The following is a 13,095-nucleotide window of genomic DNA, read 5'->3' as shown; positions in this document are numbered from 1 at the left end:
ATCAGATGAGGGTGGAGAGAACCGCCAGCAGGCCGAGGGTCGGCATCGCTCCGACCAAGAGGACCCAGTACCAGTTGCGGTTGGTACCGGCGCGCCGGTTATCGTTGCTCGCCCGCGGGGTCCTGCCGCCCCGCTGGACGTGACGGCGAAGCTCGTCGCGCATCCGCGGATGCGACGGGTACGAGCCAGTATCGAGTTTGCGGCATCCGGGCATGGCATCGACACAACGGGTCGGGCCGCACGACGTTCCAGTCCATGTCGCCCTGATGAGGCCCGCCGGTGACGAAAATCAGCGGCTGTCGCGCGCCTCAGAGGTCGTCCGCCGCCACCCGATAGAGATCGGGCCTGTAGACCGTGGGGATCGCGGCTTCGAAACCGGTCGGATCGACCACCTGCCGCGCGGCCTGCATCTGCGCGAGGAGCCATCGCGCGTCCGCGAAACGCGGCTCCTGGATTGCGGCGCCGAAGCCGAGGGCCGCGCCGGTGGCCGCCGGGGCCGGCGCCCCGCCCGGCAGGGAAAGGCCGACGATCGCCTCATCGAGGTCGAGGTAGCTCCGCCGTGCGAGGCGGTGCGCCAGTTCCGTGCGGTTGTCCGGATCGGCGCACCACCGCCCGGCCCGGGCCACCGCCCGGACCAGCGGGAGGATCGTGCCGTCGAGGCGCTCGGACACCGCCAGCACCTTCTCGGGGGCGTCCGGGGCCAGCGCGCTGCCGAGCACCGCGATCCGCCCGTGCCCGGCTGCCACCGCCACGTCGTTCCACGGGGCACCCGCGCAGAACCCGTCGACCAGGCCCCGGGCGAGGGTCTCGACGCTGTACTGGGGCGGGACCACGACGGTGCGGAACGCGCCCGGGTCGAGCCCGCCGGCCTCCGCAAACAGCCGCAGCTGGTAGCTGTGGCACGAGAACGGGTGGACGGTGCCCAGGGTCAGCGGCCGGCCCGCGGCGCGGCGCGCCTCCGCCTCCCGGGCGAAGGCCCGGGCGACGTCGCCGGGACGCTCGCTTTCCGGCGCCATCGCGGCCCAGAGGCTGCGCGACAGGGTGATGGCGTTGCCGTTGACGCTCAGCTGCATCGGAACGATCAGGTCGGAGGGCGGACCCGACAGGGACAGGCGGCTCGCCAGCGCCAGCGGTGCCAGCATGTGGGCGCCGTCGAGGTGCCCGAGCGCCAGCCGGTCGCGCAGGGTCGCCCAGGACGGCTCGGCCGTGAGGTCGAGTTCGAGGCCCTCGGCCCGGGCGAAGCCGAGTTCGTGCGCCGCGATCAGGGGGGCGGCGTCGCAGAGCGGGACGTAGCCGAGCTGGAGCCTCATCCGAGCAGGTCCGCGGTGGTGACGATCGCCCGGGCGATGTCGGCGATCTTGCGCTTCTCGTTCATGGCCTTGCGGCGCAGCTGCTTGTACGCCTCGTCCTCCGAGAGGCCCTTCAGGCTCATCAGGATCCCCTTGGCCCGCTCGATCAGCTTGCGGTCGGCGAGCTCGCCCCGGGCCTCCGACAACTCACGCTGCAGGCGCGCGAAGGCGTTGAAGCGGAGGATCGCGATGTCGAGGATCGACTTGATCCGCTCCGCCCGCAGCCCGTCCACCACGTAGGCCGAGATCCCGGCATCCACGGCGGCCTGCATCATGGTGGTGTCCGAGCGGTCGACGAACATGGCGACGGGCCGCTCCACCTGCCGCGAGACCCCCGACATCTGCTCCAGGATGTCCCGGCTCGGGCTCTCCAGGTGGATCACCACCACGTCGGGCTTGAGGGCGGTCACGCGCTCCATCAGGTCGACGGTGTCGGGGATGACCACCACGCGGCCGACCCCGGCCGCGCGCAGTCCCTCCTCCAGGATTGCCGCGCGGGCGCGGCTCGGATCGATCACGGCGACGGTCAGGCTTGATTCGGTCATCGGGGCCCGGTTCGGGGCGGGTCGTCTCGGCGGCCCGGTGCGGGCGGGCCGGGCCAAGCAAGGGATATGCCCCCCACCGGGGTTCCGGGAAAGCGCGATCGGGTTTTCTCCCCAACCCTGACCAACCCCCGATCCGAGGCGGCTTGCAACGCCCGCGAAAAGAAACGGTCCCGTTTCCGCCGCATTGTCGGCCCCTCCTGCGGGCATCGAAGCGATCAGGGAGATCGGTGAATCGGATGCGCAGGCCAGATCAGCCCGCCCTCACGGACGCCGGCACCGCCCGGGTCTCGATGCCCTTCCTGCCCACGCTGATCGTCGTTGCCGTGCTGGGCGCGGCCTCGCTCTATTGCCCGTCGTCAAATCCGGCCCGCCCGGCCTCGCGGGCGGATCTCGCACTGTCCGATCCGCTGACGACGGAATCCCTCGCGCCGGTCGCGTCCGCACCCACCCCGACCGCCTTCGCGCCGATGACCGCGATTCCCGCCGGACCCGGCCGCCTCCCGGCCGCTCTGGTCTTCGCCGAAGCCTTCCCGCTCGACGCCTCGGCGCCGCGAGCAACCGCGTCGACCCTCCACGCCGGGGTGCCGACCCGACCGGCGCCGCGCCTCGCCGCCGCGACCCGGCGTCCCTGCCCGGGCCGCCGGTGCCCGGAGGCGCCCCAGCGCGGTGCCGATCCATTCGCGGCCGCCCATGCGGAGGCCGCGGAACCGGTGGAGAGCGGCGCGATCCCGCATCCGGCCCTGCCCTTCGCCGACACGGTCGCCGAGACCCTGGCGCCCGCCGCCGAGGTCCTGGGCGACGCGGCCGAACTGATGCGCAGCGGCGCTGCTGCGGTCCAGGGCTCCGTCTCCCTCGCGGTGGCCGACTGCCTGCGCTGACCGGCCGCCGCCGGGGGCGATCCCCCTGGATCTGCCGGCCGCCCGTCCTAGGTGCATTGCAGCGGACGGTCCTAGCCGGACGCGGACCGGAGCCGGGGCCGGATGGCTGCACGCATCGAGGATTACGCACTCGTCGGCGATTGCCGCAGCGCCGCGCTGATCAGCCGGCAGGGCAGCGTCGACTGGCTCTGCTGGCCGCGCTTCGACGCGGCGGCCCTGTTCACCAGCCTGCTCGGGACCGAGGCGCACGGGTTCTGGAAGATCTTCCCCGAAGCGGAGCACGTCGAGACGCGCTGGTCCTATCGGCCGGGCAGCCTCGTGCTCGAGACGCGCCACGCCACGCGGCTGGGGGAGGTCCTGGTCACCGACTTCATGCCGGTGGGCGACGGATCGCATCTCGTGCGCCTGGTCGAGGGCATCCACGGGCGCGTCGCCATGCGGATGGAGATGGCGGTCCGCTTCGATTACGGCTCGGCGGTGCCCTGGGTGTCCCGCTCGGAACTCGGTGACCTGCGCGCCGTCTCGGGCCCCCACAAGGTCGTGCTGCGCACCGATGTCCACCTCAAAGGCTCGGACGCACAGACCACGACGGCCGAATTCACCGTCCATGCCGGGCAGAAGCACCGGTTCGTCCTGAGCTACGGCCCCTCCCACGAGGACGATCCGGTGGCGATCGAACCGCGCAGGGCGCTCGACGCCACGGATCAGCACTGGCGCGAATGGTCGAGCCGCTGCACCGGCGGCACGGCCTGGGATCAGATGCTCCAGCGCTCGCTTCTGACCCTCAAGGCGCTGATCTACGACCCCACCGGCGGCATCGTGGCGGCGCCGACCGCCTCCCTGCCGGAGGGTCTCGGCGGCGAGCGCAACTGGGATTACCGCTTCTGCTGGCTGCGCGACTCGACGCTGACGCTGATCGCCCTGATGGACGGCGGCTATATCGACGAGGCGCGCGACTGGCTCGGCTGGCTGCAGCGGGCGGTGGCCGGAAATCCGGAACAGGCGCACATCCTCTACGGGATCGGCGGCGAGCGGCTGCTGCCCGAGATCGAGCTCGACTGGCTGCCCGGCTACGAGAATTCGCGGCCCGTCCGCATCGGCAACGCGGCCGCCGGCCAGTTCCAGATCGACGTCTACGGCGAGCTGTTCGACGCGCTCTACCAGGCCCATGCCCGCGGCCTGCCGGTGAGCGCGGACGGGCTACGGGTCGGCCTGGCGATCCTCGGCCACCTCGAACGCGCCTGGCGCCGGCCCGACGAGGGCATCTGGGAGGTGCGCGGGGGCGCGCGCCACTTCACCCATTCCAAGGTGATGGCCTGGGTGGCGTTCGACCGCGCCCTGCGCATGCACGAGATGCACGAATCGGGCGCCACGGAGGAGCACGCGAAGCGCTGGCGCGCCGTCCGGGACGAGATCCACGCGGAGGTCTGCGCGAAGGGGTTCGACCCCGCGCTGAACAGCTTCGTCCAATCCTACGGGTCGAAGGCCCTGGACGCGAGTTTGCTCCTCATCGCCCATACCGGATTCCTGCCGCAGGACGATCCCCGGGTGGTCGGTACCGTCGAGGCGATCGGCAAGGGGCTGATGCGGGACGGCTTCATCCTCCGCTACGAGACCGAAGGGCAGGTCACCGACGGCCTGTCGGGCAACGAGGGGGCCTTCCTGCCCTGCACGTTCTGGTACGTCGACAACCTGATCGGCCTGGGCCGGCGGGACGAGGCAAGGGCGATCATCGAGCGCCTCATCGGCATCTGCACCGATCTCGGCCTCGTCAGCGAGGAATACGACGTGCATGCCAAGCGCCTTGTGGGTAACTATCCGCAGGCGTTCACCCACGTCGCGCTCGTCAACACGCTGCTCAGCTATACGCGCGGCGAAGGGCCGGCGGACCGTCAGGGTGGTAAGGCCAACGGAGCCCCTCCCGCCGTCCTTCGGCAGCGCGAAGCCGCGAAGCGGACCGCGAGAGGCGAACTGGAAGACGCGACATCATGAGCGGTGCTGACACCCCGGCCAAGGCGGCCCTCGCTGAGATCGATACGCTCAGCATCAACACGATCCGGACGCTGGCGATCGACGCGGTGCAGAAGGCCAATTCCGGCCATGCCGGCGCGCCGATGGGCCTCGCCCCCGTGGCCTACACCCTCTGGAACCGCTACCTGCGCTACGACCCGGCGCACCCGCATTGGCCGAATCGCGACCGCTTCGTCCTATCCTGCGGCCACGCCTCGATGCTGCTCTACGCGCTGCTGCATCTGGCCAACGTCGCCGAGAGCGACGGCGGCAACGCCCCGGCGGTGGCGCTGGAGGACATCAAGAAGTTCCGCCAGCTCGACAGCCGCACGCCCGGCCATCCGGAATACCACTTCACCACCGGCGTCGAGACCACCACCGGGCCCCTCGGCCAGGGCGTGGCCAACTCGGTCGGCATGGCGATGGGCAGCCGCTTCCTCAGCCAGCACCTCAACCGGCCGAACCTGCCGCTGTTCGACTACAACGTCTACGCGATCTGCTCGGACGGCGACCTGATGGAGGGTGTGGCCTCCGAGGCGGCGTCGCTGGCCGGCCACCTGCGGTTGGCCAACCTCTGCTGGATCTACGACGACAACGCCGTCACCATCGAGGGCCACACCGAGCTGGCCTTCGGCGAGGAGGTCGCGACCCGCTTCCTGGCCTATGGCTGGCAGGTGCTCCGCGTCGCCGATGCCAACGACCTGCACGCGATCACCGGCTCGCTTGACACGTTCCTCGCCACCCATGACCGGCCGACGCTGATCATCGTCAAGTCGGTGATCGGCTACGGCGCGCCGAACAAGCAGGGGACGTCCAAGGCCCATTCGGACGCGCTGGGCGTGGACGAGGTCAAGGGCGCCAAGCGCGCCTATGGCTGGCCGGAGGACGCCCAGTTCCTGGTCCCGGACGGCGTCCACGAGAATTTTCGCGATGGCATCGGCCAGCGCGGCGCCGCCCTCTACGACGCGTGGCAGGGCCTCCTGACCCAGGCCCGGGAGGCGGATGCCGCCCACGCCGAGGATCTCGCCGCCCTGCTGGAGGGGCGCCTGCCCGAGGGCTGGGACAAGGACATTCCGGTCTTCGAACCCGACGCCAAGGGGATGGCGACGCGCGAATCCTCCGGCAAGGTGCTCAACGCCATCGCGCAGCACGTGCCGTTCATGTTCGGCGGCTCCGCCGACCTGGCCCCGTCCAACAAGTCGAACCTGACCTTCGAGGGCGCGGGCTCGTTCGGGCCGTTCTCGCCCGGCGGCCGCAACCTGCATTTCGGCGTGCGCGAGCATGCCATGGGGTCGATCGTGAACGGGCTCGGCCTCTCCGGCCTGCGCGCCTACGGGGCGACCTTCCTGGTCTTCGCCGACTACATGCGCCCGCCGATCCGGCTCGCCTCGCTCATGGAGCTCCCGGTCTTCCACATTTTCACCCACGACTCGATCGGCGTGGGCGAGGACGGGCCGACCCACCAGCCGGTGGAACAGCTCCTGTCGCTGCGCTGCATCCCGGGCCTCGTCACCCTGCGTCCGGCCGACGCCAACGAGGTCGCCGAATCCTACCGGGTGATCTTCTCGCTTAAGAACCAGCCTGCCGTGCTCGCCCTCTCCCGCCAGCCGCTGCCGACCCTGGACCGCACCAAGTTCGGCGCGGCCTCCGGCACCGCCAAGGGCGGCTACGTTCTGGCCGATTGCGCGGGCACGCCGGAGGTGATCCTGCTCGGCTCGGGCTCCGAGGTGCAGCTGTGCGTCGGCGCCTACGAGGCGCTGACGGCCGAGGGCGTGAAGGCCCGGGTGGTGTCGATGCCCTCCTGGGACCTGTTCGAGCGGCAGGACGAGGCCTACCGCCATGCGGTGCTGTCGCCGGCCGTCAAGGCGCGGGTCGCCGTCGAGCAGGGCAGCATCATCGGCTGGGACCGCTATGCCGGCTCCGAGGGCGCGATCATCGGCATGAGCACCTTCGGCGCCTCGGCGCCGATCAAGGATCTCCAGTCCAAGTTCGGTTTCACCCCCGAGAAGGTTCTGGAAGCCGCCAGGGCGCAGGTGGCCAAGCACAAGCGGTAACGACTGATACGCGACGGCCCCCTCCCCCCTCTGCGGGGGAGGGTGGCCCCCGAAGGGGGGCGGGAGAGGGGAGCGACGGTGCAGGATCGGGCATTGCCCTTCGTGCTGGTCACACCCTTTCCTGAAGCCGGGTTCCCCTCTCCCGACCCTCGCTGACGCGAGGGCCACCCTCCCCCGCAAAGGGGGGAGGGAGGGCGCCCGGCAAAAAGCGGCACGCGAGACGAGGAAACGACATGAACGCGCTCAAGGCCCTGCACGACGAACAGGATCAAGCGGTCTGGCTCGATTTCGTGGCCCGCGGCTTCATCCAGAAGGGCGAGCTGAAGCGGCTCGTCGAGACGGACGGCCTGCGGGGCGTCACCTCCAACCCGTCGATCTTCGAGAAGGCGATCGGCCACTCGGACGAGTACGATGCCAGCCTCCGGGCCGTGCAGGAGACCGGCGACAGCCGCGTGATCGATCTCTACGAGGGTCTGGCCATCGCCGATATCCAGGCGGCGGCCGACGTGCTCCGCCCGGTCTACGAGGCGAGCGACGGGGCCGACGGCTACGTCAGCCTGGAGGTCTCCCCCTATCTGGCGCTGGACACCGAGGAGACGCTGACCGAGGCGCGGCGCCTGCACAAGGCGGTCTCGCGCGACAACCTGATGGTGAAGGTGCCCGCCACCCCCGAGGGCATCCCGGCGATCCGCCAGCTCACGGAAGAGGGCATCTCGATCAACGTCACCCTCCTGTTCTCGCAGGAGGCCTACGCGGCGGTGGCCCGCGCCTTCATCGACGGGCTCGACGCGCGGGCGAAGGCCGGCCACGACGTCTCGCGGATCGCCAGCGTGGCGAGCTTCTTCATCAGCCGCATCGACGTGCTGGTCGACAAGCAACTGGACGAGAAGATCGCGCAAGCCAACGACCCCGACGAGAAGCTCGCCCTGGAGCAGCTCAAGGGCAAGGTCGCGATCGCCAACGCCAAGCTCGCCTACCAGCGCTACAAGCGCATCTTCGCGGAGTCCAAGTGGACCGCGCTGGCCGAGAAGGGCGCCAAGGCGCAGCGGCTGCTCTGGGCCTCCACGGGGGTGAAGAACAAGGCCTATTCCGACGTGCTCTACGTCGAGGAGCTGATCGGCCCGAACACCGTCAACACCATGCCGCCGGCCACCATGGACGCGTTCCGCGACCATGGCACCGCGCGGGCGACCATCGAGGAGGACGTGCCGGGGGCGGAAGCCGTCATGGCCCGCCTCGCCCGGGCGGGCATCGACATCGAGGCGGTGGCCGAGCAGCTGGTGCGCGAGGGCGTGCAGCTCTTCATCGACGCGGCCGACAACCTCCTGGGCGCGGTCGCGGGCAAGCGCGCCGCGCTCCTGGGCCACCGGCTCGACGGCCAGACCCTCGTGATGGACGACGCGCTGGCGGCCGAGGCGAAGAAGACCGTCGAGTCCTGGCGCGCCAGCGGCTCGATCCGCCGCCTCTGGGCGGGGGACGCCTCGGTCTGGTCCGGGCACGACGAGGCGCGCTGGCTCGGCTGGCTCCACATCGTCGAGAGGGAGCTGGAGAAGGCCGCCGACTACGCCGCCTTCTCGGACTGGGTCAGGGCGGAGGGCTTCACCGACGCCGTCGTGCTGGGCATGGGCGGGTCGAGCCTCGGCCCGGAGGTGCTGAGCCTGACCTACGGCCCGCGCGAGGGTTTCCCGAAGCTCCAGATCCTCGATTCCACCCATCCCGATCAGGTGCGCGCCCTCGAGGCGAGCATCGATCTCGGGAAGACGCTGTTCATCGTCGCGTCCAAGTCCGGCTCGACGCTGGAGCCGAACGTGTTCCGCGACTACTTCCTGGGGCGGGTGAAGGAGACGCTCGGCGACCGGGCCGGCGATCACTTCGTCGCCGTCACCGATCCTGGCTCCGACATGGAGCGCGCGGCGCAGGCTGATCGGTTCAAGAAAATCTTCTACGGGGTGAAGCAGATCGGCGGGCGCTACTCGGTGCTCTCGGCCTTCGGACTCGTCCCGGCCGCCGCCATGGGGCTCGACGTCAAGGCGCTCCTCGAGACGGCGCGCATCATGGTCCGTTCCTGCGGCCCGGCCGTGCCGCCGTCCCAGAATCCGGGCGTGCTGCTCGGCACCGCCCTGGGCGCGGCGGCGCTCGCCGGGCGCGACAAGGTGACGGTCGTCGCCTCGCCGCCGCTCGCGAGCTTCGGCGCCTGGGCCGAGCAGCTCATCGCCGAATCGACCGGCAAGCAGGGCAAGGGCCTCGTGCCGGTGGACGGCGAGCCGGTCGGCGTCCCCGCGGTCTACGGACGCGACCGGTTCTTCCTCTACCTGCGCCTGGACGGGCATGCCGAGGCGGCGCAGGACGAAGCCCTGCGCGCCCTGGAGCGGGACGGTCACCCGATCGCCCGCATCACCCTCGATTCCATCGAGCAGATGCCCCAGGAATTCTACCGCCTGGAGATGGCCACCGCCGTGGCCGGCGCGGTGCTCGGCATCAACCCGTTCGACCAGCCCGACGTCGAGGCCAGCAAGGTCGAGACCAAGAAGCTGTTCGCGGAGGCCGAAGCCAAGGGCGCCCTCCCCGGGGAGACGCCGCTCTTCGAGGACGACGCGCTCGCCCTCTACGCCGACCCGCAGAATGCCGAGAGCCTGAAGGCGGCGCCCGAGGGACTTGCGGCGGCGCTCAAGGCCCAGCTCGCCCGGCTCAAGGACGGCGACTATCTCGCGCTGCTGGCCTACGTGCCCCGCGACGCCGACACGGCGGCGGTCCTTCAAGAAGCGCGGATCGCGGTGCGCGACGCCCGCAAGGTCGCGACCTGCCTGGAATTCGGGCCGCGGTTCCTGCACTCGACGGGACAGGCCTACAAGGGCGGCCCGAACACCGGCGTGTTCCTGCAGATCACCTCCGAGCCGGCACAGGACCTGCCGATCCCCGGCCGGTCCCTGGGCTTCGCCACGGTGGTGGCCGCGCAGGCGCGCGGCGACTTCGCCGTGCTTGCCGAGCGTGGACGGCGGGCGCTGCGGGTCCACATCAAGGGCGATCTCGGTGCCGGTCTGAAGCGGGTTGCGGCGGCGCTGAAGGCGGCGGTTGCGTAGGTCCCCTCAGGCTCCTCCCTGCCCCCAGCGCCCTGCGGGGGGAGGGAGAGGCTCTGGGATTGGCCCGTCCTAGGGAGCCGCCGTCAAATCAGGCGCCCTGAGCCATAGGGAGAGCCGCGGGTGGTTCCGAACTGAACAGGACGGTGCCGCCAGCCGCACCAACATCCTAGTCCGCTCCCCGCAACGGGGAGGGGAAACCCCGAGGAGACCACGGCAATGCAACTCGGCATGATCGGCCTCGGCCGGATGGGCGGCAACATCGTCCGGCGCCTCCTGCGGGACGGGCACACGGCGGTGGTGTTCGACCAGAACCCCGCGGCGGTCGCGGCGCTGGTGGAGGCTGGCGCGGTCGGCGCATCGAGCCTCGAGGATCTGGTTTCCAAGCTGGAACTGCCGCGCGCGGCCTGGGTGATGCTCCCGGCGGGCGCGATCACCGAGGCGGCCGTCCAGACCCTCGCGGGCCTGATGCAATCCGGCGACTGCATCATCGACGGCGGCAATTCCTTCTACGGCGACGATGTCCGCCGGGGGATCGCCTTCAAGGAGAAGGGCCTGCACTACGTGGATGTCGGCACCTCGGGTGGCGTCTGGGGGCTGGAGCGCGGCTATTGCATGATGATCGGCGGCGACGCCGAGACCGTCGACCGCCTCGACCCGATCTTCAAGACCCTGGCGCCCGGCATCGGCGACATCCCGCGGACGCCGGGCCGCGAGGGCCGTGATCCCCGCGCCGAGCAGGGCTATATTCATGCCGGTCCGACCGGGGCGGGCCATTTCGTGAAGATGGTCCACAACGGCATCGAGTACGGCCTCATGCAGGCCTACGCCGAGGGCTTCGACATCCTCCGCCACGCCAATACCGAGGCCCTGCCGGCCGAGCGGCGGTTCGACCTCGACCTGGGCGATGTCGCCGAAGTCTGGCGGCGCGGCAGCGTCGTCTCCTCCTGGCTCCTCGACCTGACCGCCCAGGCCCTGGCCGGCGACGCGCAGCTCACCGAGTTCTCCGGCCACGTCGACGATTCCGGCGAGGGCCGGTGGACGATCAACGCTGCCATCGAGGAGGGCGTGCCGGCCACGGTCCTCTCCGCCGCGCTCTACCGCCGGTTCCGCTCCCGGGAGCACGAGAGCTACGCCGACAAGCTGCTCTCGGCGATGCGCAAGGGCTTCGGCGGCCATCAGGAGCCGAAGACGTAGGGGCACCCCATGAGCCTTCCCGCCGGCACCCATATCCTGCCCGACCCGCAGGCGGTCGCCCAGGCGGCGGCCGAGCGGCTGATCGCGGCCTGCGGCGAGAACCACTCCGAGCGGATCGCGATCTGCCTGTCCGGTGGATCGACCCCGAAGGTGCTCTACGGTCTGCTCGCCGGACCCGACTGGGCCGGGCACGTGCCCTGGGAGCGGATCCACTGGTTCTTCGGGGATGACCGCGTCGTCCCCTGGGACGACCCGCGCAGCAACGTCCGGATGGTCCGCGAGGCGTTCGGCCACGGCTCCCGGATCGCGCCGACCCACCTGCATTTCATCCCCTCCGACGCGGGGGCGGAGATCGGTGCCCGCGCCTACGAGCGCACGCTGCTGGACTTCTATGGCGCCGACGGCCTCGCGCCGGACCGGCCGCTGTTCGACCTCGTCCTGCTGGGCCTCGGCGAGGACGGGCACACCGCCTCGCTGTTCCCCGGCAAGCCAGCGGTGGACGAGGCGCGGCGACTGGTCGCCCCCGTGCCGGAGGCCGGCCTCGCCCCCTTCGTGCCGCGCATCACCCTGACTGTCCCGGCGCTCGCCTCCGCCCGGCACGTGCTGTTCCTGGTCACCGGCGCGGGCAAGCGGGCGCCCCTCGCCCGCCTCGCCGCCGGGGAGGACCTTCCGGCGGGCCGCGTGACCGGCGCGGGCGCGGTGGCCTGGCTGCTCGACGCCGCGGCCGCGGGCTGACCTCCGGCCGCCGCCGATACGCTCTGGCAAGTTCGCCGCATTATCCTACACTGAACCGAAGCGCCGCACCGTCCGAGTGCGGCGCCGACTTCGCACACGGTCACGTCGGGTGAGATGCACGCGGGCACCCTCGTCCTCTACACCGACCAGCCGCAGGGCCGCGCCGACCTGATCCGCGCCCTCGAGCAGATCGCCCCCTGTGCGGTCCTGCGCGCCGCCGAGGGGCCGCCCCCCGGCCCCTGCCTCGCCCTCATCGCCGACCTCGACCTGTTGCAGCCCTCGCCGCTCATCGGCCTGCGGGCCCTGATCGCGGCCACCCCCGCCCTGCCCCGCGTCTTCCTGATGCGCAGCATGGGCGAACGGAGCCTGTCGGCGGCGCGCGGTCTGGGCGGGCGGCTCTGCCTGCCCATGGACACGCCGGTCGAGACCGTGATGGAAGCACTCCGGGCGCAGCTCCAGCCCGGGGACGCCACGCGCAGGTCGGTCCGGTCGAAGGCCGGGGAGCCGCTGGTCGTCCAGGCCGCCGACGCGGCGGGCGCGGTCATCGCCGACCTGCTCGACGCCGCGCGCAGGTCCGGAACCGTCGATGCCGCACGCCTCGACGCGGGACTGGACCCGATCCTCGGGGCGATCCGCGCGGGCGGCCTCGCATCCTGGCTCGAGACCGTGCGCGCCTACGACGACGCCACCTACCAGCATTGCCTGCTGGTGGCGGGCCTCGCCGCGGCCTTCGCCATCGACCTCGGCTTCTCGGAGGCGGACCGCCAGCAACTCGTGCGCGCCGCCCTCGTCCACGATGTCGGTAAGGCCAAGATCCCCCTGGCGATCCTGAACAAACCGGGCCCCCTCGATGCGGACGAGCGCGCCGTGATGCGCGCGCACCCGGCCCTGGGCCACGCGATCCTCGTCCAGGCGGGCGGGTTCGACGAGGCCGTGCTCACCGTGGTCCGCAACCACCACGAGATGCTCGACGGTTCGGGCTATCCGGACGGGCTGCGGGCCGATGCCATCCCCGACATCGTCCGGCTCATCACCGTGTGCGACGTCTACGCGGCCCTGGTGGAACGCCGCCCGTACCGACCGCCGATGTCGGCCGCCGAGGCCATGGGGATCCTCCGCGGCATGGACGGCAAGCTCGACCGGATCCTGGTCGACGCCTTCGAGCGGTCTGTCGCCGGGTCCTGATCCTTCGGCGTGGCGACGGCGATCCACACCCTGCCGGGCCCGCGCAATCACGTTTCTCGCAGAGG

10 protein-coding genes are annotated in these 13,095 nt (G+C 71.2%); 7 read left to right on the top strand and 3 right to left on the bottom strand.

Annotated features, from left to right (window positions below; translation table 11 throughout):
• Position 1: 1 nt before the first annotated feature.
• From AC3IF3_RS21185 to AC3IF3_RS21175, 3 genes are all read right to left on the bottom strand, one after another.
• The gene (locus tag AC3IF3_RS21185; protein ID WP_243967555.1) at positions 2-163 is read right to left on the bottom strand and encodes a hypothetical protein; all 162 of its coding nucleotides are present in this window, start codon (positions 161-163) and stop codon (positions 2-4) included.
• 145 nt (positions 164-308) lie between these two features.
• Positions 309-1,310: a CmpA/NrtA family ABC transporter substrate-binding protein gene (locus AC3IF3_RS21180; RefSeq protein WP_243967557.1), complete on the bottom strand. Its 1,002-nt coding sequence runs from the start codon at positions 1,308-1,310 to the stop codon at positions 309-311.
• A complete protein-coding gene (locus tag AC3IF3_RS21175; protein WP_243967558.1) occupies positions 1,307-1,894 on the bottom strand; it encodes an ANTAR domain-containing response regulator in 588 nt (195 codons plus the stop codon). Before AC3IF3_RS21175 ends, AC3IF3_RS21180 begins: the two co-directional genes overlap by 4 nt.
• A gap of 236 nt (positions 1,895-2,130) precedes the next feature.
• Here AC3IF3_RS21175 and AC3IF3_RS21170 point away from each other — a divergent pair, with 236 nt between their 5' ends.
• From AC3IF3_RS21170 to AC3IF3_RS21140, 7 genes are all read left to right on the top strand, one after another.
• On the top strand, positions 2,131-2,772 hold the full coding sequence (locus AC3IF3_RS21170; RefSeq protein ID WP_489218095.1) for a hypothetical protein: 642 nt from the start codon (positions 2,131-2,133) through the stop codon (positions 2,770-2,772).
• 102 nt (positions 2,773-2,874) lie between these two features.
• Positions 2,875-4,764, top strand: coding sequence for a glycoside hydrolase family 15 protein (locus AC3IF3_RS21165; RefSeq protein WP_489230221.1), 1,890 nt, complete (start codon positions 2,875-2,877; stop codon positions 4,762-4,764).
• Entirely contained in the window at positions 4,761-6,836 is a 2,076-nt protein-coding gene (gene tkt, locus AC3IF3_RS21160; protein ID WP_489230220.1) for a transketolase, read from the top strand. Before AC3IF3_RS21165 ends, tkt begins: the two co-directional genes overlap by 4 nt.
• A 233-nt stretch (positions 6,837-7,069) precedes the next feature.
• Entirely contained in the window at positions 7,070-9,916 is a 2,847-nt protein-coding gene (locus tag AC3IF3_RS21155) for a bifunctional transaldolase/phosoglucose isomerase (RefSeq protein ID WP_489230219.1), read from the top strand.
• Positions 9,917-10,132: 216 nt separating this feature from the next.
• Positions 10,133-11,110 carry a phosphogluconate dehydrogenase (NAD(+)-dependent, decarboxylating) gene (gene gnd, locus AC3IF3_RS21150; RefSeq protein WP_489230218.1) on the top strand — a complete coding sequence of 326 codons (978 nt, stop codon included), beginning with the start codon at positions 10,133-10,135 and terminating at the stop codon, positions 11,108-11,110.
• 9 nt (positions 11,111-11,119) lie between these two features.
• The gene (gene pgl, locus AC3IF3_RS21145; protein WP_489230217.1) at positions 11,120-11,845 is read left to right on the top strand and encodes a 6-phosphogluconolactonase; all 726 of its coding nucleotides are present in this window, start codon (positions 11,120-11,122) and stop codon (positions 11,843-11,845) included.
• Between the two features lie 114 nt (positions 11,846-11,959).
• Entirely contained in the window at positions 11,960-13,030 is a 1,071-nt protein-coding gene (locus AC3IF3_RS21140) for an HD-GYP domain-containing protein (RefSeq protein ID WP_489230216.1), read from the top strand.
• Positions 13,031-13,095: the final 65 nt, after the last annotated feature.

The sequence above is a fragment of the Methylobacterium sp. J-118 genome (assembly GCF_057836565.1).
The sequence above is the reverse complement of the archived record's forward strand: the minus strand, read 5'-3'. Positions and strand labels throughout refer to the sequence as shown.